This window comes from Chelatococcus sp. YT9 (genome assembly GCF_018398315.1).
In the GTDB taxonomy this organism is placed as follows: domain Bacteria; phylum Pseudomonadota; class Alphaproteobacteria; order Rhizobiales; family Beijerinckiaceae; genus Chelatococcus.
Map to the genome: position 1 here is coordinate 1,525,262 of NZ_JAHBRW010000002.1, position 22,020 is coordinate 1,547,281.

A 22,020-nucleotide genomic window follows, 5' to 3' on the forward strand; every position below is an offset into this window, starting at 1 on the left:
CTCGCAGCATGTCCGGTTATTTCATCTTGACGTTTTGCAGCATGACCGCTGCATCGGCACGCGCTGAAACGTTGACGGTATCCTTCATGCCCCAGCTGAGCATGGGCTGGAATAGATAGACACCATGGACCTGATCGCGTGCGATCGTGAGGCCCTTGCGGTAAAGTTCAGTACGTTTGGCCGGGTCAAAGGTCTGCACCAATTCATCCACGACCGCGTCGAACTCGGCGTTGGTCCACAGCGCCCAGTTCGTGCCGCCGCGACCCTTCGCCTTATCGCGTGTCGCCATGATCGACACGAAGGTATCCTGGATGTCACCGGAATTACCTGCGCCACCGATCAGGTGGAAGCTCGATGATGGCCCATTCACGAGCATACGTGCGAACTCTGGCCAGACCATCCCTTTGACGCGCACCTCGACGCCGATGCGGGCGAGCATGCTGGCCACCGCGCGGCAGATTTCGTCGGCGTTGGTATAGCGCTCCAGCGGACAGTTGAGCTGAATGGTAAAGCCGTCGGGATAGCCTGCTTCCGTCAGGAGCTTCTTTGCCTGCTGCACATCGTATGGCCGCCCTGTATCGAGATCCTTTTGGAAGCCATCCATTCCGTATGCGCCGCCAACACTTAGTGGCACAGCCTGATTGCGCATGACGCGCTGGACAATCAATTTCGAATCGATGGCAAGGGCGAAAGCCTTCCTGACGCGGACGTCCTTGAGCGGGTTCGCTTGGAGAGGCTTGCCGGACTTGTCGAAGATGTCGAGCGCCACATCGCGTGTGCCATCCAGCTCAAGGAACATGGCAAGCTGTTGCGGCACCTGCTCGATGTGAAAGCCAGGCGTGGACTTCACACGCTCAATATCCTGTATCGGCAGGTCGGTGATGAGGTCGAGCTCACCCGACAGGAGAGCGGCGACCCGCGTAGGCGCAGCACCGATGGGCGTGTAAATCGCCTCGGTGACATTGCCAGGGAATGGACCCCAGTAATTCGCGTTGCGCGCAAAGACGGTTTTACGGCCGGGATCCTGGGACACGAGCTGCATCGGGCCCGTGCCGTTGGCGTGGCGGAGCGAGTATGCCTCGGTGCCCTGGGCGCCCAGATCCGGAAGCTTTTCCACATTGTTGGCCTTGGCCCAGGCCTGCGACATGACGAAAAGACGGACCATCTTGCGCGGCAGGATGGGGTCTGGCGCGCTCGAGATGACATCGACGCTGGTGTCATCGACCTTGACCGCTTCCTTGATGCCGCCGAACAAGGCCGTATAGAGGGGGCTGCCTTTCTGGCGCATGATGGAAAAAATGACATCATCAACTGTCAGCGGCGTTCCATCGTGGAATTTTACGCCGTCGCGGATCTTGAAACGCCAGGTATTGTTGCCTTGATACGTCCACTCGCTGGCAATGCCGGGACCAATCTGCATGTCGTCCTTCAAGTCGACGACAGTGTCATAGATCTGGCGGACCAATGCTGCGGTGACAAAGTCATTGGTCACGTGAGGGTCCATGGTCAGGGGCGGAGTGGTGCCGCCGTAGCGGAGAGTTGCCGCAACACCTTGTGTCACGCCCGATATCGCCGTTGCCATGCAGAATGTCGCGCAGAGCGTTGTAAGCCACTTTGTCCGGATCATGGTCCGTCCCCTTCTCTGTTATAGGCCCATCGTTCACCAAAACGATCATTTGATCAAGGCACTTTACGCGGGCGGTGTTTTTCGTGCATTGTCGGGTATGCCGGCTTCGAGATTGACCGATCGAAGCAAGCCAACGCGGCCGGATGGACGCAGCTGCACGTTCGGCTGGCGCGGAGGCTGGGCCAATCAAGTTACGAGGGGAATAGCTGTGCTACCGTTGGTGACATCGGCTGCTTCTGCGATCGCCGCGCCTGGGCCGGCCTCGCCTCTGGTGGAAGTAAAAGACCTCTGCGTCGCGCTCAATGTCGAGGGAGGCGTGATCCCCGTCGTGCGGGACGTATGCTTCGACATCATGCCCGGCGAGATACTCGGGGTCGTCGGCGAATCGGGCGCTGGCAAATCGATGACAGGAACAGCCCTCACCGGCTTGATCGATCCGCCCCTTGCCATTGTTGGGGGGGAAATCCGTTGCAACCGTCGGCGCATCGACAATCTTCCCCCGGAGCAACTGCGCAAGGTGCGCGGTGCCGAGATCGCGATGATCTTCCAGGACCCGCTGACCTCGCTGAATCCTGTATTCACCGTAGGCAGGCAACTGATCGAGACCATCGAGGAGCATACAGACCTATACGGGGCGGCAGCGCGTCAGGAGGCCATCAACCTGATGGTACAAGTCGGCATCCCCGCCCCGGAGGCGCGTCTTACCAACTATCCGCATGAGTTTTCCGGTGGGATGCGCCAGCGGGTCGTCATCGCGCTTGCGCTGGCCGGTCGGCCACGCCTGATTGTTGCGGACGAGCCGACGACGGCGCTCGACGTCTCGATTCAGGGGCAGATCATCGCGCTCCTGCGCGATTTGTGCCGGCGCAACGGGACAGCCGTCATGCTCATCACGCACGACATGGGCGTCATAGCCGAGGCCGCTCACCGTGTCGCCGTCATGTACGCCGGTCGTATCGTGGAAATTGGCCCGGTAGCTGACGTGATCCGCACTCCCAAGCATCCCTATACACGTGGGCTCATGGGTTCCATTCCGGAGGTGGGGCGCCGTCTGCGTCGGCTGCCGCAGATCGCCGGCGCAATGCCACGGCTCGATGCTATCCCGACAGGCTGCGCGTTCGCACCGCGGTGCCCCTATGTCATGGACATCTGCCGAGACAGGCGGCCCGAGTTGCCACCTGCCACTCCGCATCGCGCCGCATGCTGGTTGACCGAACAGGGAGTGGCCGCGTGAGCACGAGTGCCGCATTGCGCATCGCGATCGACGATCCCGTCGCGCCCGTAGCAGAAGGCGCGCCTGCTGCTGCACTTGTTCGCGTCAGCCATCTGCGCAAGATCTTCGATGTATCTGCGCCATGGATCACCCGCGTCACGACCGGCCAAGGGCGCAAGACGCTGAAAGCCGTGGACGATATCAGCTTCGAGATCCCGCAAGGACAAACCCTAAGCCTTGTCGGTGAGTCAGGCTGCGGAAAATCGACCGCGGCCCGATGCATCGCGGGTCTGCAGAAGCCGACCTCCGGCCAAGTCAGCTATCGCGACACCTCCATCGAGGCGATCGCCGATGGCGCGAGCCCTTATCGCCGCGACATTCAAATGATCTTCCAGGATCCCTATGGCAGCCTCAATCCACGCTGGCGGGTGGGGCGGATCATTGCCGAGCCCATCCTGGCCCTGCGACTAGCGCATGAGGCGCGCGACGTGCAGGAGCGAGTCGCGGATCTTCTCGTGAGCGTCGGATTGTCCGCTACGGACGCCGACAAGTTCCCGCACGAGTTTTCGGGGGGGCAGCGCCAGCGCATCGCCGTGGCGCGCGCGCTAGCCAGTCGTCCCGCCTTTATCGTGTGCGATGAGCCGACCTCCGCGCTCGACGTGTCCGTGCAGGCGCAGATCCTCAACCTCATGCGGGATCTGCAGGATGAGCTCGGGCTCACCTATCTTTTCATCAGCCACAATCTCGCTGTTGTCGACCATATGTCCGACACGGTGGGCGTGATGTATCTGGGCCGGATCGTCGAGCTCGCTGACAAGGAAACCCTCTTCCAGTCGCCGCGGCATCCCTATTCCAGGTTATTGATGCGCGCGATGCCCACGCTCCAGAGCATTGGTGCCATTCGCGAGCCGATGCAGGGCGAGGTTCCCAACCCCATCGATCCGCCGCAAGGCTGTGCGTTCAACCCGCGCTGTCCTTTCGCCGTGGAGCGGTGTCGTCAGGAACGGCCCGAAATCCGGCTGGTCGATGGCAGCCAGGTCGCCTGCCATCGGGCGGACGAGATTGCTTGAGCCAGCCTCCGCAGGGCACCCCAGGCCCGTGTCACGATGATCGACAGCAGTGTGCAATGACCCGAGATATGTCGCGATCTGTTAGCGGTTCGCCTGAATACAGGCGGACGCTTTGGTGGCAAAATGCCGATCGGCTCGCGCCGACCGAACGGTTGACCGCCGACAAGACAGCCGATGTCGCCGTGATCGGCGGAGGGTTCACCGGGCTCACCGCAGCTTGGCACCTCGCGCGACGCGGCCTGCGGGTCACGCTTCTGGAAGCCGGGATGATAGGCGGCGGAGCGAGCGGATTTAACGCTGGCTTCGTCGTGCCCAATTTCGCAAAAGCGGATCCGCCGACGGTAATCGCGCAACTCGGTGAGGAGCGCGGTCGACGTCTGCTTGCGATGATCGGGCAGGGGGCGGATCGCGTGTTTGAGACAGCCCGCACCCATGGCATCGCCTGCGATGCCGAACAGGTGGGCTGGCTCCATGTCGCCCATTCGCAAACCATGCTCGATGTGCTCAGGGAACGCGCCGAAGCCTGGCGAAAGCTCGGCCGCCCTATCCGCATGCTCGAAGCCGCCGAGGCGCGCCAGCTTACCGCAGCACGACATTGCGTCGGCGCACTGCTCGATCCGAGTGGTGGCATGCTGCACCCGCTCAACTACGCCTTCGGGCTGGCGCGGCTTGCTGCAGCCGCGGGGGTGGCACTTTACGAGCAAGCGCGAGTCGATGCTGTCGCACGCAGCGGCTCGCGCTGGCGAGTGAGCACCGCCAAGGGCTCGATTCATGCGGACCAGGTTCTGTTATGCACCAATGCGGCCATGGGAGGCGTGGCGCGGCGGCTGGCCAGAATGGTGGTGCCCTTGCGCGTCTATCAAATCGCCACGAAGCCATTGCCCAGCGCAGAGGTGGAGCGGATCGCGCCGGCACGAAACCCGGTCGCCGACACGCGCGCCAATCTCTTCACGTATCGCCTCGATCGCGATGATCGCTTGATCAGCGGAGGTATGGCGATAGTCCCCATCGCTGCTCATGGGCGTATGGCGCGGATGATCGCAGGCCGCTTGGCTGCCGAGCTTGGTCTCAAATCGGTACCGGAGGTCGAGTTCGTCTGGCGGGGCACTGCGGCGATGACGACTGACTTCCTTCCGCATGTCTACGAATTTGCCCCAGGTTTCATTGGCGGCATCGGCTGCAATGGCCGGGGTATCGCACTCACCGCGATGCTGGGGGAGGTTCTCGCCGATGCTGCCACCGGCACGCCGCTCGCTGATCTGCCGATTCCACCCGCGTCGCCGCGCGCGATACCGTTCCATGCCTTTGCCCAGGCTGCGCCCTCCTTCGCAATCGCGCAGGCGAAATGGCATGATAGGCATCTGGCGAAATGAGATCCCGGCTGATTGTCTGATGCTAGCCATGGGCGGGCAGCTCTGATGTCCGGCAATCGCTCGAACACACCAAGAGGACTAGGCATGTCGCAAACTGAGGAAAAGTGCCTAACGATTGTCAACCCGCCAGGGCTCTATGATCCCTCGCCCTATGGCTATTCCCATCTGGCGTTGGTCGCGCCAGGCTCGCGCCTTGTCTATGTGGCCGGACAGGGGGGAGAAACCCTGGACGGGTCAATGGACCCCGATTTCCGTGCCCAGGTCCGGCAGTCGCTTGCCAATCTGCGGACGGCGCTGCAGGGAGCCGGCGCCACCTTCTCCGACGTCGCCAAGCTAACGGTGCTGATCGTTGACCACAGCGAGGAGCGCCTGGGGATTTTCGGCGCGGAGATGGCGGCCGCGTGGGATGCCGGATTGAAGCCGACGTGCACGCTTATTCCCGTCCCGCGCCTCGCGCTTGATGCCATGCTCGTCGAGATCGAGGCTGTCGCCGTGCTGCCCGCTTGAGCGAGCGAATTGCCCGTCGCTTCGCCTGGTTCGAAGGCCTGATCTCGTGCCATCATCCCCGGGCTTGTCTCGGGGACTTTGATCGGGAACACGTGAATCTCACGGATTGGCTGGCGGGAGACGTCCCGCCATGATCCTCACAGAACCAGGGTCTCAATCGATCTGGCCGTAATCCAGCGTCACGTTCTCTTGACGACCGCGATACATTCGATTTCGTAGCGGAGCGCCTGGGTCAAGCAGTTGGTGATTGTCGTGCGGGCCGGATAAGGCTCGTGGAAGTACTCGGGATATATTGCATTGAATTGCGCGAGGTCGCCCTCGTCGCGCACATAGTTCCGGGTCTGCACGACATGGGCCAGATCACTCCCGGCTGTCTCCAGAACCTTACGCAGATTTTCGATGGAGCGTCGCATTTCTCCAGCGAAGCTATCGGATATGATTTTGCCGGTCGCATCGACAGAGGCTTGGCCGGACACGAATATCAGATTGCCCACGCGCGTGCAGGGGCTGAACGGGAGGTGAGACCGTGGGGTATCGGCGTCTGAGGGATAGTCGATCATTCCGGCTTCCAGTCGGCATGGATGGGGAAAACGCCCGGGCGCAGGCGGCGGAAGGGTAGCGCCGCGATCTGACTCGTGCAGGGGCCCGCCGTCTCGACAGTGAAACTGCCGGCGGCGATGGGGTCATAGGCGCGACGGTGGGCGACCGCCGCCTTCACGCCGATCGCTTTAAGTTGCTCGGGGACAATGCCCTGTGAGCGGAACTGGGCGAGATCGAAGGGCGGCGTCTTGCGGCTGCTAATCAACACCTTGATGCCGTTGCCGACAGTGACCACCGCCGATGGACCCATCGCAAAATGGACACCCTGCGAGGCGGCGAGATGGCTGTTACGATCCTCGAGGGTGAAGTTCCCATCACTGCGGCTGACGAAGCGAACATCCACTTCGATCGGCGGATCCGCGATAGTACTTCCCTTGCCACCGAGGGAGAGACGGCGCGTCTCGCCGGGAGATGCGTCTGCCAGCGCCGCAACCGCGGCGGCGTCGGCGATGGCCACGGCCGCGTTGTCGAGACCATGCTTCAGAAAGGCGCGCAGCACCGCCGTGCCGTCGCCCGGCGCGCCCCCGCCGATATTATCTGAGGGTTCGACCACCACATAGGGTCCTCCAGGCAGCGTCTTGATCCGGGCGACCGCCTCGTCGAGGTTCCACTCCCTCGGCAGGCCCAAGGCGCGGAGATCGATCGCAAGGGCGCACAGGCGCTTCAATGCTGACTGGGCGACCGCATCATCTGCGGTTGTAATCACCGCGAAGGACACACCCGTATCGGGAGTGTCGGAGAAAGAGTAACCGGCGACGACGTTGATACCCCAGATCGCGGGCGTCTCCGTCTCGATCTCACGGGCGAGCGCTTCGAGATCACGCATCGGCCGATCTGCGGTACCTGTCCCGGTCGGCGGCCACATGATGGGCGCCGTCAGGGTGACCATATGCGGGAGCGCCCCTTCGCCCAATGCGCGCGCCAGCAACCGCGCCGAACGGATCGCCGAGTCCCGTGCATCGACGTGAGGGTTCTCGCGATAGGCAACCAGGCCGTTGGCGTGATCGGCCATAGCCCGGGTGAAATTCGCATGCAGATCGAACACGCCGAAAAGCGGCAAGTGCTCTGCCCCGGGAACCGCGCGGATGCGGCTGAGCAATTCCCCTTCGGGATCGACGTAATCCGTCGTCACCATCGCGCCGTGCAGCGCGAGCCAGATGCCGTCCAACCCGCCGTCGGTGAGCGCAGCGGTCAGCACCGTGTGCAGCTTCTCCCAGAACAGCTCGAAGACCGCATGGTCGGTGGTTCCGGAGGGAAGGGCGGTAAAGTCTGCCGCGGGCACGACCTCCCAGCCCTGCTCATCCGCGACCTCGAGGAAACCATCGACCGTGGAGCCATCACCGCGACGGTCTAGGACGTCCCGGATCGTGTAATCGTCGATCCGTGTAATCTCCTCGACGAAGGTGTGGGTCTCGTGGAAAAGGGCGGCCAGCAAGATTCGGGGTCGTTTCGTCATCTGGCGCTCTCTTCCGGGCTCTCTTTCACAGGGGAACGGGACATCTAACTGATGCGGTGAATTCTATGCGGCGGCGCCAGCCAGCAGATACCCCCGCAAGGCCGTGGAAACTGCCGCAAGGTCTAGCATGTAAAGGCTATCACCTTGTGCGCATCTTTGAACGCCGTTCACCACCGCGCAAGTGGCGATTATTCCATGGGACGAAACGATGTCTATTTGACAGCCCTTTCCTCTTGTCCGTTACTGCCTGCACGCCTGCATCGGGCCAATGAACGGAAACAGCCGGACTGACACTGTGCGGTCCGCACATCAGCGGGGATTATCGGATGCGTGTCTTTGCGGCGTCCTTGGCCACGGAAACGAATACGTTCGCGCCACTCTTCGTTGATCGGAGCGCCTTCGAGGGCGCGTTCTATTGCCCGCCCGGAACACATCCCGATACGCCGACCCTGTGCTCGGGACCCATGATCGCGGCACGCGAACTGGCCCAGCGCGAGGGCCTCACCCTGATCGAGGGCACCGCAACCTGGGCCGAGCCGGCCGGGCTCGTATCGCGTGAGGCTTATGAGAGCTTGCGTGACGAGATCATTGGGCAGCTCAAGGCGGCTCTGCCGGTGGATATCGTGCTCTTCGGGCTGCATGGCGCGATGGTCGCCCATGGCTACGACGACTGCGAGGGCGATCTTCTGGCCCATGCCCGCGCGATCGCGGGACCGCGCTGCATCATAGGCGCGGAACTCGACATGCATTGCCACCTCACCGACCAGATGGTGGAGGCGGCCGACGTCATTAACGCCTTCAAGGAATTCCCCCACACCGATTTTCTGGAACGCGGGCGGGACCTCGCGAGACTTTGCCTGAGGGCGGCACGCGGTGAGGTGCGTCCCGTGACCGCGGTCTTCGATTGCCGTGCCATAGCGGGCTTCATGACGAGCCAGGAGCCCGGGCGCGGCTTCGTGGACCGCATGTTGGCGATGGAAGGCCATGGGGACATCCTCAGTATTTCGGTGGCCCATGGTTTCCAGGCGGGTGATGTTTATGACGTCGGCACCAAGGTCCTCGTGATCGCTGACGGCGATGTTGCCAAAGCTTCTGTGCTGGCCGAGCAACTCGGCCGCGAAATTCTGAGCTGGGGGCCGGGCGGTGGCGTGCCGCCACATTACAAACCCGAGGAGGGTATTGCCGAAGCGGTGCGGCTCGCGCAGCCCGGCCGGCCGGTCGTGCTCGCCGACCGCTGGGACAATCCAGGCGGTGGCGTCGCCGGGGACTCCTCGGTGATGGTGGACGCACTTCTGAAGCATCCGGACATTCCGGCAGCGATCGGAGCGATGTGGGATCCGGTTGCCGTCGGCTTCTGCCGCGCGGCAGGAGTTGGAGCGGAATTCCGCTTGCGTTTCTGTGGCAAGGCGGCGCCGACATCGGGCCATCCGATCGATGCCGACGTCCGGGTGCGGGGAGTCACCGATGATTTGCTCATTCCTTTCGAGCAAAGTTGGGTATCGCTGGGGCCGGCCGCCGCGATCTCAATCGGGAGCCTCGATGTCGTCTTGTCCTCGACGCGCGCGCAGACCTTCAGCCCACCCGTCTTCACCAATCTTGGCATCGATCTTGGCGCGAAAACCCTCGTGGTGGTGAAGTCCTCCAATCATTTCTACGCCGCCTTCGCGCCGATCGCCGCGACCGTGCTCTATCTCGATACCGGGGGGCCCTATCCTTCGGACACCCGCATGATCCCCTACAAGAAGGCGCGACGGCCGCTCGCGCCGCTCGATCCAAACCCGCTCCTTTGATCCCCTTTACCTTCAAGGTCCGACGCGATGGCTTCGACCCACATCTCACCTCTGCCGCGGCTTGCGCTGGAGTCCTTGCGCACCGCCGTGCTCGATCGGTCGACCAAAGGCTTGCCGCCAGGCACGGAAGGGCTCAGGCTCGCCGCGGTGGGCGAGCAGGGATGGCATGTGCTTGCGGGAGACCTGCCCTTGCCTCTCGCGGTTATCCGCAAGTCGGTTCTTGAGGCCAACAGCCGCTGGATGAAGGCTTTCACGGCCCTGAATGGCCTGGAAATCTCTCCCCATGGCAAGACCACGATGGCGCCCCAGCTCTTCGACCTGCAGGCGGCGGACGGCGCCTGGGCAATCACTGTCGCGACGGTGCAGCAGCTCGATGTCTGTCGCCGTTTTGGCGTCAAGCGGGTGATCCTCGCCAACCAGCCAATTGGGCGCCAGGCCATCAATGCATGTTTTTCATCCATTCGTGAGGACGCTATCGAGCTCTACTGTCTGGCCGACAGTCTGACGGGCGTCAACCTTCTTGCCGAAGGCGCTACCCGGCTTCCGCCATCGCCTGCCAATCCACTCCAGATCCTTGTCGAGATCGGCTTCGAAGGCGGGAGGACCGGCACCCGCACCCGAGAGGAAGCGCTATCCGTCGCGCGGGCGGTCGGCCAAGTGCCCGGCCTGCAACTCGCTGGTTTCGAGTGTTTCGAGGGACTGCAGCCGACGCCGGCCGGCGCGGACCGGCTCATTGACGAGGTGATCGCCGTCGCCCGGGAAGCGGACGCCGAGGGCCTCTTTGTTACCGGGCGCGCCATGGTGCTCAGTGCTGGCGGATCATCTCTCTTTGACCGGGTCGGCGAGCGCCTGAACGCCGCCGCGTTCTCACGGCCTGTAGTGAAGGTGCTGCGGTCCGGATGCTATCTCACGCACGATTCCTTGAGCTATGCCGCCGCTTTCAAGCGCATCCTCAACGACACCTCGCTTGCCCTGCCCGAGGGCGGGCTCGAGCCTGCGCTGGAGGTCTGGGCCTATGTGCAGTCCCGACCGGAACAAGGACGTACCATGCTGACCGTCGGCAAGCGCGACATCAGTTATGATGCCGGGATGCCGGTGCCGCTCCGCTGGTATCGGCCGGACGGCAGCATGGCGGCGCCGCAATCCATGCCGCCAGGTCATACGGTGCTCGCCTTGAACGACCAGCATTGCCATCTCGGTACGCCTCTCGACAGTCCAATCGCTATCGGCGACATGGTTGCCTTCGGCATTGGCCATCCCTGCACCACTTTTGACAAATGGGCGTTCTTGGCACTGGTCGATGACAACTACCGGGTCGTGGACGGGATCCGCACGTTCTTCTGATCTGGTTCCAGGCGTCGGCTCCGGCTGCGGAAACATCGCTTTCCCGTATCTCCATCGGCGCCGAACGGTTTGGTCGACGTCTTCTCGGTCGCGGGTGTCGCATGGATGCGCTGCCGTGCGTGGGCTCAACTCACATGAAGATGGCCCGGCCTCTGCGCTCGCGCTTCGCAAGCGCCGTAACGTTTCTTGTGACGAAACGAGGGGTTCTTGACGCGAATTCTGCGCGTTACTACGCTTCGATCATGGGGACCGGACAAGGCGGAGGGTGACGCTAGCCGGGAAGTCGGAACAAGCAACGCCTTGGCGAGGAAAAGTATTTCCCAGTCAATTCGAAAATACCGGCCGTGATAAAGGCCAAAGGTGCTCGTTATTTCTGGTATTAACTTGTAAAAGGCGGGGGTGGTCAGGTGCGACTAGCGCTCATTCATATTGGCCAGGAAACCAATGACTTCAACCCGGTTTTGACCCAGCTGTCCGACTACGCCGCCTTTGGAATCCTCGAGGGCGCCGCCATCACGGCAGAGCTCAGCCAGCTTGGCCAAGTCGGCGGACACTATGCAGCGGTGGCAGAGTCCGGCCTTGCCGTCGAGACAATCCCGATCATCCGGGCCTGGAGCGGTGCGGGGGGCCGTATCTCCCGTGAAGCCTTCGACTTTTTCCAGAAGAAGATCAGTGAGGGCCTCGCCGCCGCCAAGCCGGTCGATGGCCTTGTTCTGCAACTGCACGGCGCTTGTGCGGCGGAGGGCATCGATGACGTCGAAGGCGAGCAAGTCGCCCTCTGCCGCAGCATTCTCGGGCCTGACGTTCCCATCATGCTCGGGCTCGACCATCATGCCAATATCACGCAGAAGATCATAGACAACGCCACCATTATTGTCGGACATCGCACGCAGCCTCACGACACCTTTGACACCGGCAAAGTGGGCACGGACGTCCTCCTCAGGGTCTTGCGCAACAAGCTCAAGCCAGCGATGGCATGGCGCAAGATCCCGTTGCTGTCGCACCAGGAGCAATTCCTGACGTCGAAGGGGCCCATGAAGATCTGGTTTGATCGCGCACGGGCTCTGGAGGCCGATCCTCGGGTTCTGCAGGCCTCGAACTACCCGATGCAGCCATGGCTCGACGTGGCCGAGGGAGGGTGGGCAACGGTGGTGGTGACCGATAACGACCCCGCACTGGCCGAGCGTCTCGCCGATGAACTCGCCGATCTCGCGTGGTCGTTACGCGACGATTTCCAGATCAAGGAAGCGGTTTCCGTTGACGAGGCCGTGATGATGGCCGACCGCGCTCCTGACGGCGTGGTTGTCATCAGCGATACCGGCGACACCGTTTTCGGCGGCTCGGCGGGCGACAGCAACCTCATTCTTGAGGCAATCCTTCGCCTTGGCATCAAGAGCCCGACGCTCATTCCGCTGATTTCGCCGCGGACGGTGGCGCGGCTCGCGGAGGCGGGCGAGGGTGCGACAGTGACGCTTCCGCTCGGAGGAGACGCGGCACCGGCATTCTTCTCGCCGCTTGAGGTGACGGGAACCGTACGCAAGGTCGCCGACGGCAAGATCCCCGTCGCTTTCAATCACCAGACCCATATCGACATGGGGCGCGTCGTCATTTTCGATGTGGGGCCATGCACGCTGCTGGTCTCGGAGTTGCGTGGCGTTGCGGGTAATATTCCCGCCGCCTATGAAGCCTTCGGGATCAATCCGCGCGAATACAAGATCGCGGTCCTAAAAACCGCATCCAATTTCCAGTACTTTGCGCCCATTTCAACTCAGGTCATTCGCGCCGATACGCGCGGCCCTGGACAATCCGATGTATTCACACTGCCATGGAGGAATATTCCGCGGCCGGTTTATCCGCTGGAGCGTTTCGAGGACTGGCGTAATCCACAACAATGAAGAGCGGGAACGGGACCTTGTAACGAGGCCCGATATGACAGAGTGGGAGAGCGGCATGACTTACAGGACAATGGGGCAGCGCTTGCGGATGCTCGGCATCGCGGCTTGCGCTGCGGCGGGTCTCGCGATTGCGGGTTTGGCCGTGCCGGACACGGCGTCGGCGCAGGCTTTGAAAGGCGGCACGCTGCGCATCGGCGTTCTCGACGAAATCGCCAATTATGATCCGCAACAACTATCGACGGTGAACTTCTACGTCATCAAAAACCTCTATGACAGCCTCATTGAGTATACCGCCGATGGAAAGCCGGTGCCGAGCCTCGCAACCGAGTGGAAGATCGCGCCCGACAACAAGTCGGTCACGGTGACCCTGCGTGATGGCGTGACGTTCCATAGCGGCACGCCCTTCAAGGCCGATGGGGTCGTTGCAGCCCTCACCAAGGGCGCTGACCCCGCACGCGGCAAGAACGTCTACTCGACCATGGCGGTCGTGAAAGACTGGAATACACCCGATGACCGGACTGTCACGATCAATTTCAAGGACCCGGTGCCGGACCGGCAGATCCTCGATCTTCTGCAATTTCTCATCCCAATCGATCCGAAAGGTGTTGAGACGGTGGAGACGGTGCCGGCGGGAACGGGCCCTTATCTGCTTGAAAGCCGGTCGGTTGGCCAAGGCATGAAGCTGAAGGCCAATCCGAATTACTGGCGCAAGGGCGAGCCGGTTTCGAAGGAGATCGTCTTCACGATCTTCAGTGAGGATGCCGCAGCGACAGCGGCGCTCGAGTCCGGTGCGATCGACATGGTTTATAACGGCTCCTCGCGCAGCGCAGCGCGCCTCAAGAATGCCGGCTATCAGGTATTCGATGGCCCCGGCAAGCTCGTTCAGGTGTTCCGCATCAACTCGACGCGTGGGCCCTTCCGCAACAAGAAGTTCAGGCAGGCCTTCAATTATCTGATGGATCGGGATGGCATTCTGCGCGTGGGCTATGCGGGGATGGGTCAGGTCGTCGCCTTGCCATGGGCGCCGGCGAGCCCGGCTTTCGATGCCTCCTACGCCAAGACCTACGCCTATGATCTGGAAAAGGCGAAGGCGCTCCTGAAGGAATCCGGTCTCTCTCCCGCCGAGATGCAGGACTGGAAACTTCTGGTCAACGGCAGCGATGAGCCCTCCGTCCGGATAAGCCAGGTGGTTCAGGCGACGCTTGCGCAGGCGGGCATTAAGATAGACCTCGACATCCGCCAGGGAGCCGAATTCGTCGATGCGCTGCTCAAGGGCAATTTCGATGCGGTTTTCGGCGGCGTCGGCAACGTGCAGAAGTTTCCCTCGCGGGTCGCCACGAATTCGATCTATCGCACCACGAAGAATCCGATCCTCAAGGATCCGCATCCACACCCCGACTATGTGGCGGCCATTGGCAAGGTCGACACTACTTTCGGCTCGGGCGCCGACGTGAAGGCTGCCTATGACAACCTGAACAAGGTCTTGGTGGAGGAATCCTTCGGCATCCCGACCAACTCCTACGAAGTCGGTCTGATCGTTGCTTCGGACAAGATCGGCGGAATTACACCAGACATGGACAACCTGCTTGTCGCCCGGACCATCGGGTTCAAGTAATGGGTGAAATGGGTCTGGTTTGTCTATCGGGAGATCTGTGCCGCAAGACCGCTGCTGCCGACTTCAGGCCGCGGTCACAAGACATCGACGATAGTCCCTTGCGCGGCGTCGCGGGAAGCCGTTGCTTGGTCTCTTGCTGGCTGGCCGGGAGGGGCTGCCGATGACGATCGGGCACGGCACGCCTGCCGGGCGGAGGTGGCACTCGCTGCCACCCCTGGGCTTGCTCCTTAGCGTCAGCTTCCTCGTCGTCGTGGTGTTCGGCGCGGTCTTCGCAGATGTTCTGCCGATCAATCCCCTCGCTCAGAACGTTGTCGACTCGTTGCAGCCGCCATCGAGCCGTCACTGGTTCGGCACTGACGAACTGGGCCGCGATATCATGGCGCGAGTGATCTTTGGGGCTCGCACGTCGCTGATTACCGCCGCGGGTGCTGTCGTCATCGCAGCGCTCGTTGGGGTACCGATCGGCCTCGTCGCCGGCTATTTCGGCGGATGGCGAGACACAGTCCTCATGCGTCTGATCGACGTGTTGATGGCCCTGCCGAACATCCTGTTCGCCATGGCACTGATCGCTGTGCTCGGCCGCAGCCAGACCGCCGCGCTGGTCGCCGTGGGCGTCGCGGGCATCCCGAGCTTCGCACGCATCGCTCGCGCACAGGTGCTGACCCTGCGTCAGCTCGATTTCGTCTCGGCGGTGCGCGGTTTCGGCTGCTCATCCAGCTACATCATGTTCCGCACGATCCTGCCGAATGCCTTGAGCCCGCTTATGGTGCAGGTGATCGTCCTCTCGTCGGTCGCGATTCTGCTGGAGGCAGCGCTCGCCTTCCTTGGGGTGGGTGTCCCGCCTCCGACGCCGAGCTGGGGTGAGATGCTGCGCACTGGCAAGTCTTATCTCTATGAAGCGCCCTATTACGCGGTTCTGCCGGGGCTCGTCCTGACGCTGACCATTCTCTCCTTCGACACGATCGGGAAGGAGCTCTCTATGGTTCTCGATCCCCGTTCGAGCGCCGGAACTCCCGGAGAACTCGAGCGAGCCAAGCCATGACGAGCTTCATCCTGCGTCGGCTGGCGCAACTCATCCCGGTCCTTCTCATCGCCTCCTTCGCTATCTGGGGCATGATATTCGCTGTGCCGGGCGGTCCGGTCGGCATGATGGTCGGTGAAAACGCGACAGCGGAAGAAATCGCTGCCGCTACCCGGAAGCTCGGCCTCGATCGCCCACTTCCCGTCCAGTACTTCAATTGGTTGACGAATGCGTTGCGCGGCGACTTCGGCCAATCGATCCATAGCCACGACCCCGTGACCAAACTGATCGGGGAGCGGTTGCCGGCGACGCTACAACTGGCATTGGTCGCAATACTCGTGGCGCTGCTCATTGGTATTCCGGTGGCCATCGCCGGCGCGGTGAAAGAAGGATCGTGGATCGACCGGCTGTTGAACGGCTGGAATGCGCTCGCGCTGGGCGTGCCGACCTTCTGGCTCGGCATATTGCTCATCCTTCTGTTTTCAGTCGAGCTACGCTGGCTGCCGTCCGCGTCCCGCTACATACCCCTTTGGGAGGATCCTGTTCAGGCGCTACGCAGCCTTATCCTGCCGGGCTTAACGCTCGGCCTTTATGTCTCCGGCATTTTGGCCCGGTTCCTTAAGGCATCACTCGTCAGCGAGGCGCGAGCCGACTATGTCCGGACGGCGCGCGCCAAAGGGGTCTCAGAGCGCCAGATCGTCGGGTATCACATTATGCAGAACGCGCTGTTGCCCTTCATCACGATCGTCGGCCTGATGGTGGCAAACTTCATCGGCGGTGCCGTCGTAACGGAGGCGGTATTCACCTACCCGGGCCTTGGCCGACTCCTGATCCAGGCGATCAGCACGCGGGATTATCCGCTGATTCAAGGATGCATCGTCGTGATTCTGGTGATCTACATGGCGATCAGCCTGATTGTTGACGTCCTCTATGCAGTCATCGATCCACGCATCGAGTACCGGTGAAGCTGCAGCCCACGCAATCCCGGCGCGGAGGGAAGCCGTTCTGCGTGGAGAGGACGGAGAAATAGGCCTTATCCGACGCAGCGGATTTGGCCGGATGCCCCGCGGTCAAAGGGGCTTGTCATGCGGCCGTCATCATCACGAGGGCAAATGCGGGAATGATGATTGCCGCTTCCCAACACCCTCCCTCCGGGAGGCTATTGCCGTTGGTCCATCCAGCTGCCGCGGCTGTGCCGCTGCTCGCCCTGGACAAATTCACGGTTTCCTTCAGCCATGCGGGAGGCCAAACGCCTGTGGTGCATGGCATTGATCTGACGCTTCAGCGCGGCGAGGCGTTGGGCATAGTTGGCGAATCGGGCTGCGGGAAGAGCGTGACCTGGCTTGCGGCGCTCCGACTTCTTGGCAAGCGGGCGGTGACATCAGGCCGTGTTCTGCTCGATGGCCGTGATATGTGCGCGTTCAGCGAACGCGAGATCGCAGATGTCAGGGGCGGCCGGATAGGCGTGATCTTCCAAGATCCGACAAGCTGCCTCAACCCCGTGTTGCGTATCGGCACGCAGATCGGTGAGGCGCTGCGCCTGCACCGCGGGCTCACCGGCAAGGCGGCAGAACGTGAAGCACTCCGTCTGCTCGATCGGGTTGGCATGGCCGACGCGCCGCGTCGTCTGCGCCAGTACGCGCATGAGTTGTCAGGTGGCATGAACCAGCGGGTCATGATCGCGATAGCGCTCGCCGGCGAACCGGATGTACTCGTGGCCGATGAGCCCACCACGGCGCTCGACGCGACCATTCAGGCCCAGATCCTTGACCTTATCCGCGACATTCGACGGGACACCGGCATGGGTCTCGTGCTGATCTCGCACGACCTCGGCGTCATCGCCGACCTATGTGACCGTGTGGCGGTAATGTATGCAGGGCGGGTCGTCGAGACGGCTGTGACCGACGATCTGCTCGGCTCACCCTGCCACCCCTATACGCGAGGGCTCCTGGCGGCATTGCCTTCCCTGGAGGGGCCACGCGTGCGTCTGACCCCCGTGAACGGCACGGTGCCCTCGCCGGAGGCGATGCCACCCGGCTGTGCCTTCGCGCCGCGCTGCGCCCATGCAAAAACGGAATGCAACAGTCGCATACCAGTGTTGGCATCGGCCGGTCAAAGCCATCTGTCGGCCTGCCTTCGGCTCGATGTGCTAATGGGTGAATGGAGGCGCCAGTCGGCGCGTGACGCGAGCCGCCACGATCCCGTTACGCAGGATCTCGGTTGGCAGGGTAGCGATGGGCGCCGGGAGTTGTCGGCGTGAGCGCACTCCTGAACGTGCGGGATCTCGCGCGCCAATATCAGGTCGCGGGCGATCGCGGCGAGAAACGTTGGCTGCACGCCGTGGACGGCGTCAGCTTCTCCCTTGATGCCGGGCGGACGCTCGGCCTGGTCGGCGAATCCGGCTGCGGCAAGTCAACGACCGCCAAGCTGGTCCTTGGCCTCCTGCCGGCGACCCGCGGGCGTATTACCTTCGCAGGGGAACCGGTCTCGGCAACACGCGACAGTCGGTGGCGTGCCATGCGCCGTAGCATGCAGATGGTGCACCAGGATCCTCTCGCGGCGCTCGATCGACGCCTCACCGTTGGCGAGCAGGTCGTGGAGCCGCTCGTTATTCACGGCTTGGAAGACGGTGCGCAGGCGCGACGGGAGAAGGCGCTCGCTTTGTTCGATGCCGTCGGCTTGCGTGCGGCGATGTTCGAGCGCTATCCTCACGAACTGTCCGGTGGCCAGAGACAGCGCGTCGTCCTGGCGCGTGCCCTTGTGCTCAATCCACAGCTGGTCGTCTGCGACGAACCAATCTCGGCGCTCGATGTGTCCGTCGCGGCGCAGGTCATCAACTTGCTGCAGGACCTGCAGCAGCGTTTCGGCATGGGCTATCTCTTCATCAGCCATGACCTCAAGGTCGTGCGACAGATCGCCGACGAGGTGGCGGTGATGTATCTTGGCCGGATCGTCGAGCAGGGCGCGCCTGATGACCTGTTCCACACGCCGGCGCATCCCTATACGGAAGCCCTCGTCTCGGCCGTGCCGACGGTAGCGCGCCCAGACCGCAAGCGTATCGTTCTTACGGGGGATCCGCCCAATCCGGTCGAACGTCCGGCGGGCTGCGCTTTCCACCCGCGCTGCCCGCGCGCGAATGCGGTTTGCCGGAGCGAAACCCCTCCACTGCGGCGCGTCGCGGACGGGCGGCTGGCTGCCTGCCACTTGGTGCCGGCTGCCCAATCGCAGCCCGTTGCTGCGTAAGGGAAGCCGCATCTACAGCGGCGGCATGAGCTTTGTCTATCAAGGAAGAATTGCTATGGCGCAAGATGACAAGCCGACGGTCCGCCGGGTGATCGTGACAGTCTTCGACGGGTTGCGTCCGGATCTGGTATCGCCGGAGCTTACGCCGAATATTCTCCGCGTCGCCGCACAGGGCACATGGTTCCGCGAGGCGCGCAGCGTCTTCCCCTCAGTGACGCGCGTGGCGACGACTTCCATCGCGACAGGTGCCCCACCGACGGTGCATGGCATTGTCGGCAACGCCTTCTATCATCGCGAAGCGCTACCCGATGACATCTTTCTGACCGGTGACATCGACCACATCCGCCGGGCTGAGCGCTATCACGGCGGGCGGATGGTTGACGTGGATACACTCGGTGACGTGCTAGCTCGGGCGGGTCGGCGTCTCGCAGTCGTGCATACAGGGTCGGCCGGCGCCGCGCATTTCATCAACCCGCGCGCCAAGACGAATGGCCACTGGACATTCTCGATGCACGGACCAGAAAGCACGCAGACGCCCGAGGCAGTCGCGGAGGCCACGGCGCATATTGGGCCGTTGCCGAAGCGCGAATTGCCGCGTCTCGGCGAGATGCGCTACGCGGGGAGGCTGATGGTGGACTATGTGCTCCCGAAGCTTCAGCCGGATGTAGCCATCGTATGGTTTAATGAGCCTGACACGACCTTTCACTATAAGGGGCTTGGATCGCAGGAGGCCAAGACCGGCCTCGCCGAGGCCGACCGGGCTCTGGGCGAGATTCTCGATTGGATCGAGAGCCAGCACGACGGCGAGAGCGTCGCCGTCATCGTGGCGTCTGACCATGGTCAGATCTCTACGGGCGCCGTCCAGCCGCTGTTCGCCGATGCGACGGCGGCTGGGTTCAAGGTCAATACGGGCCATGACATCAGCGATGTCATGCTGACTGTGACGGGGGGCATCAGCGGGGAAATTCGGTTGCGCGGTGACGATCAAGCCCTGGTCGGTCGCATGGCGCGCTGGCTTATGGAGCAGCCGCTCGTCGGTCATGTCTTTTCCCGCGCACGGAATGAGGTCGAAGGCGAGATCGCCGGCACGTTATCGCTCGACCTCATGGGTAACGGCCATCTTCGCCAGCCCGATCTCATGTTCATCCTGCGTTCTGACCTGTCCGAGGATCAGTTCGGCCTGCCTGGCCTTGGTGCCATGACGCCGGGCGACGTTCCGCTCGGCGGCGGAATGCATGGCGGCATCAATCCGCATGAGCTCAATACGGTTCTGATCGTCGGTGCCGAGACGGCAGAAGGTCGCGGCTCGCGGACGTCCATGCCAGCGGGAATCATCGACATCACGCCGACAGTTCTCGGGCTTCTCGGTATGGCGCCGTCCCAGACCATGCGTGGCCGTAATCTTACGCATCCATTTCCCGGGGAGCCGCAAGTCAAGCGGTATTCGGCTGGCGATGGTAGCTTCGCGCAGCATGTGGACATGGTCGAGCACGCCGGCAGACGGTTCATCCTGGGCGGCGGACATTGATCAGTCGCCTGCGCATCCCTCGCCATTGGCATCAATTGCCACGAAGAAGGATCTGATCTCCGCGCCTATACCGCATCGATCATAAGATTATCTCCCAATATCCTTTGGTTGGGAGTTCCGATGCAGCGGGCGTGGTGGTTTAAACTGGTAAATGCCTTTGTCGGATTCAGCGCAGCGTTCCGAGCGCCGGTGAACGCATCGGCTATGGGGTACGAGCAGTTTCGCGACGCCCTGGCACGTGGCGCCATGCCAGCTATTGTCGTTGACTTTGCCAGATGCCGAGACGACAAGGGAGAGAGAGGCCCGTCGGCGGTGGCTGTGATCCGCTTCCCAGCATACAATCTGTTGGATGCTTACATTGCGACATCAGGCACTCATCTTTTCGAAGCAGCTGATGGAACGATGAAGCTTGAGTATGTTCGGGCGCGGTTCAAGCCCGATAATGCCGTGGAGCTTACTCTCAAGCGCATCGATCCCGCGACTTACCAGCCAGCATCACCGATCTCGCGCTATCACTGCAATCTGCGCGATGGTTCGGTGCAGTTGAAGGGCGAATAACACGTCCGCGCCTTCCAAGAGGGGCGCCTTCTTGGGAGGGCGCTCATTGAACAGGCTGCCGGCACACTGCGGTCCATTCGCATCGAGAGCGTGATGTGGTTTTGCGATCTGCAGTGAAGATGAGGGAATGCGATAAACCGAATTAAGTAGATTATTCTATAGAATATCGTGTCTATTTCTCGAAATCTGACGCATATATAGTATATCAAATCATTCTTGATTATTCTGTTTCTTCGATCTTCTGCGCATGATATTCTCGAATATACTTGACTTCATCAAGTATTGTTTTCGGTGTAACGTCATCTGGAGAAAATCATGGCCAAAGAAGCAAAATGGTTGACGCTTGCGCGCGGCCACGTTGGCATGCGCGAGGTCCCGGGACCTGCGCACAACCAGGCCATTGTCGATTGGTGGAGGGACATGGGGGCGCCGTTCCGTGATGACGAGACGCCATGGGGTGGCGCCTTTATGGATCACATCCTTCGGAGCTCTGGCGAGGAGACGGTCGCCACGGGACAGGTTGCGCGCAAGTGGCTCAATTTGCCAGTCAAGCTCGACGCGCCGGCGGTCGGCTGCGTTGTTGTGCTCTGGCGTGATTCTCCCTCTTCATGGCAGGGTCATGTAGGCTTCCTGGTGGGGAAGACGGAGGCCGGCGATCTCCTCCTTTTGGCGGGCAATCAAAGCGATGCGGTGAGTATCGAAGCCTTTCCTGCCTCGCGGGTCCTTGGCTACCGTTGGCCGAGCGGGCAGCCTGATCGGGAGCTCTATGACCTCCCCACCCTCAGCAAAACGCAGATAGACGCTTTAAACGCGGCTGTGCCTGTTCATGACCACTCAGGGTCCGCGCGGTCGGCCCGCGCCGTCGATTTGCTCGCGGATGATGTCAGCGCACTACCGTCCGCTGACATCGACCTGAGGCCCGCCGTGGAGTTGGTTGGCCAAGTCGGTTCCGGGATGGCTACCATTGGCACCAGTCCGACAGTGGACGAGGTCTGGGCCTAGAGAAGTTCATCGCAATACTGAGACGACGTCACGCATCGGCTCCCAGCAAAGAGCGGGATCCGATGCGCTGCTGCTTACGCGACTGGTAACGATATTGATACCGGTAGCGGTGCGGATGATTACATCATATCTTTAGGCGCCGCGCTCGAGCGCGTCTTGATCGAAAGTCGAACTTCAA

At 62.1% G+C, this 22,020-nt stretch carries 18 protein-coding genes; 15 read left to right on the forward strand and 3 right to left on the reverse strand.

All coding sequences use genetic code 11. The features are described 5' to 3' along the window. Positions 1–16 precede the first annotated feature (16 nt). Entirely contained in the window at positions 17–1,627 is a 1,611-nt protein-coding gene (locus tag KIO76_RS26940; protein ID WP_213326644.1) for an ABC transporter substrate-binding protein, read from the reverse strand. 208 nt (positions 1,628–1,835) lie between these two features. Here KIO76_RS26940 and KIO76_RS26945 point away from each other — a divergent pair, with 208 nt between their 5' ends. The 4 genes from KIO76_RS26945 to KIO76_RS26960 all read left to right on the forward strand — a co-directional run bounded on the left by KIO76_RS26945 (position 1,836) and on the right by KIO76_RS26960 (position 5,790). Further along, positions 1,836–2,861, forward strand: a complete 1,026-nt coding sequence (locus KIO76_RS26945; protein WP_502761907.1) for an ABC transporter ATP-binding protein — start codon at positions 1,836–1,838, stop codon at positions 2,859–2,861. Between the two features lie 26 nt (positions 2,862–2,887). Then, positions 2,888–3,910, forward strand: a complete 1,023-nt coding sequence (locus KIO76_RS26950; RefSeq protein ID WP_502761914.1) for an ABC transporter ATP-binding protein — start codon at positions 2,888–2,890, stop codon at positions 3,908–3,910. A 68-nt stretch (positions 3,911–3,978) separates the two neighbouring features. Continuing rightward, a complete protein-coding gene (locus KIO76_RS26955) occupies positions 3,979–5,283 on the forward strand; it encodes an NAD(P)/FAD-dependent oxidoreductase (RefSeq protein WP_213326647.1) in 1,305 nt (434 codons plus the stop codon). 84 nt (positions 5,284–5,367) lie between these two features. Continuing rightward, positions 5,368–5,790, forward strand: a complete 423-nt coding sequence (locus KIO76_RS26960; protein ID WP_213326648.1) for a RidA family protein — start codon at positions 5,368–5,370, stop codon at positions 5,788–5,790. A 179-nt stretch (positions 5,791–5,969) separates the two neighbouring features. On the opposite strand, the gene KIO76_RS26965 is transcribed toward KIO76_RS26960, so the two are convergent. Next, positions 5,970–6,350, reverse strand: coding sequence for a RidA family protein (locus KIO76_RS26965; RefSeq protein WP_213326649.1), 381 nt, complete (start codon positions 6,348–6,350; stop codon positions 5,970–5,972). After that, positions 6,347–7,846, reverse strand: coding sequence for a M81 family metallopeptidase (locus KIO76_RS26970; protein ID WP_213326650.1), 1,500 nt, complete (start codon positions 7,844–7,846; stop codon positions 6,347–6,349). Before KIO76_RS26970 ends, KIO76_RS26965 begins: the two co-directional genes overlap by 4 nt. Before the next feature lie 326 nt (positions 7,847–8,172). Between KIO76_RS26970 and KIO76_RS26975 the strand changes: the two genes are divergently transcribed. The 11 genes from KIO76_RS26975 to KIO76_RS27025 all read left to right on the forward strand — a co-directional run bounded on the left by KIO76_RS26975 (position 8,173) and on the right by KIO76_RS27025 (position 21,842). After that, the gene (locus KIO76_RS26975) at positions 8,173–9,636 is read left to right on the forward strand and encodes a M81 family metallopeptidase (protein ID WP_213326651.1); all 1,464 of its coding nucleotides are present in this window, start codon (positions 8,173–8,175) and stop codon (positions 9,634–9,636) included. Between the two features lie 27 nt (positions 9,637–9,663). Beyond that, on the forward strand, positions 9,664–10,980 hold the full coding sequence (locus KIO76_RS26980; protein ID WP_249730057.1) for a type III PLP-dependent enzyme domain-containing protein: 1,317 nt from the start codon (positions 9,664–9,666) through the stop codon (positions 10,978–10,980). 407 nt (positions 10,981–11,387) lie between these two features. Continuing rightward, positions 11,388–12,875, forward strand: coding sequence for a M81 family metallopeptidase (locus KIO76_RS31690; protein ID WP_213326652.1), 1,488 nt, complete (start codon positions 11,388–11,390; stop codon positions 12,873–12,875). Between the two features lie 55 nt (positions 12,876–12,930). Continuing rightward, positions 12,931–14,490, forward strand: coding sequence for an ABC transporter substrate-binding protein (locus KIO76_RS26990; protein WP_213326653.1), 1,560 nt, complete (start codon positions 12,931–12,933; stop codon positions 14,488–14,490). A gap of 160 nt (positions 14,491–14,650) precedes the next feature. After that, on the forward strand, positions 14,651–15,532 hold the full coding sequence (locus KIO76_RS26995) for an ABC transporter permease (RefSeq protein ID WP_213326654.1): 882 nt from the start codon (positions 14,651–14,653) through the stop codon (positions 15,530–15,532). Then, the gene (locus KIO76_RS27000; protein WP_213326655.1) at positions 15,529–16,476 is read left to right on the forward strand and encodes an ABC transporter permease; all 948 of its coding nucleotides are present in this window, start codon (positions 15,529–15,531) and stop codon (positions 16,474–16,476) included. Before KIO76_RS26995 ends, KIO76_RS27000 begins: the two co-directional genes overlap by 4 nt. A 203-nt stretch (positions 16,477–16,679) precedes the next feature. Then, positions 16,680–17,771: an ABC transporter ATP-binding protein gene (locus tag KIO76_RS27005; RefSeq protein WP_502761908.1), complete on the forward strand. Its 1,092-nt coding sequence runs from the start codon at positions 16,680–16,682 to the stop codon at positions 17,769–17,771. Further along, positions 17,768–18,754, forward strand: a complete 987-nt coding sequence (locus tag KIO76_RS27010; RefSeq protein WP_213326656.1) for an ABC transporter ATP-binding protein — start codon at positions 17,768–17,770, stop codon at positions 18,752–18,754. The genes KIO76_RS27005 and KIO76_RS27010 overlap by 4 nt, the downstream gene beginning before the upstream one ends. A gap of 55 nt (positions 18,755–18,809) precedes the next feature. Continuing rightward, the gene (locus tag KIO76_RS27015) at positions 18,810–20,282 is read left to right on the forward strand and encodes an alkaline phosphatase family protein (protein WP_213326657.1); all 1,473 of its coding nucleotides are present in this window, start codon (positions 18,810–18,812) and stop codon (positions 20,280–20,282) included. Between the two features lie 120 nt (positions 20,283–20,402). After that, positions 20,403–20,840 (forward strand): VirK family protein, encoded by a 438-nt coding sequence (locus tag KIO76_RS27020; protein WP_213326658.1) that lies wholly within the window; start codon positions 20,403–20,405, stop codon positions 20,838–20,840. A gap of 315 nt (positions 20,841–21,155) precedes the next feature. Next, on the forward strand, positions 21,156–21,842 hold the full coding sequence (locus KIO76_RS27025) for a TIGR02594 family protein (RefSeq protein ID WP_213326659.1): 687 nt from the start codon (positions 21,156–21,158) through the stop codon (positions 21,840–21,842). Positions 21,843–22,020: the final 178 nt, after the last annotated feature.

Bases quoted from the DNA above. Each gene is read 5' to 3' on its own strand.
- KIO76_RS26940 (WP_213326644.1), bottom strand. From the start codon at position 1,627: ATGATCCGGACAAAGTGGCTTACAACGCTCTGCGCGACATTCTGCATG.
- KIO76_RS27000 (WP_213326655.1), top strand. From the start codon at position 15,529: ATGACGAGCTTCATCCTGCGTCGGCTGGCGCAACTCATCCCGGTCCTT.
- KIO76_RS26995 (WP_213326654.1), top strand. From the start codon at position 14,651: ATGACGATCGGGCACGGCACGCCTGCCGGGCGGAGGTGGCACTCGCTG.
- KIO76_RS27015 (WP_213326657.1), top strand. From the start codon at position 18,810: ATGGCGCAAGATGACAAGCCGACGGTCCGCCGGGTGATCGTGACAGTC.
- KIO76_RS26980 (WP_249730057.1), top strand. From the start codon at position 9,664: ATGGCTTCGACCCACATCTCACCTCTGCCGCGGCTTGCGCTGGAGTCC.
- KIO76_RS26975 (WP_213326651.1), top strand. From the start codon at position 8,173: ATGCGTGTCTTTGCGGCGTCCTTGGCCACGGAAACGAATACGTTCGCG.
- KIO76_RS26955 (WP_213326647.1), top strand. From the start codon at position 3,979: ATGTCGCGATCTGTTAGCGGTTCGCCTGAATACAGGCGGACGCTTTGG.
- KIO76_RS27025 (WP_213326659.1), top strand. From the start codon at position 21,156: ATGGCCAAAGAAGCAAAATGGTTGACGCTTGCGCGCGGCCACGTTGGC.
- KIO76_RS26970 (WP_213326650.1), bottom strand. From the start codon at position 7,846: ATGACGAAACGACCCCGAATCTTGCTGGCCGCCCTTTTCCACGAGACC.
- KIO76_RS26990 (WP_213326653.1), top strand. From the start codon at position 12,931: ATGACTTACAGGACAATGGGGCAGCGCTTGCGGATGCTCGGCATCGCG.
- KIO76_RS27020 (WP_213326658.1), top strand. From the start codon at position 20,403: ATGCAGCGGGCGTGGTGGTTTAAACTGGTAAATGCCTTTGTCGGATTC.
- KIO76_RS26965 (WP_213326649.1), bottom strand. From the start codon at position 6,350: ATGATCGACTATCCCTCAGACGCCGATACCCCACGGTCTCACCTCCCG.
- KIO76_RS26960 (WP_213326648.1), top strand. From the start codon at position 5,368: ATGTCGCAAACTGAGGAAAAGTGCCTAACGATTGTCAACCCGCCAGGG.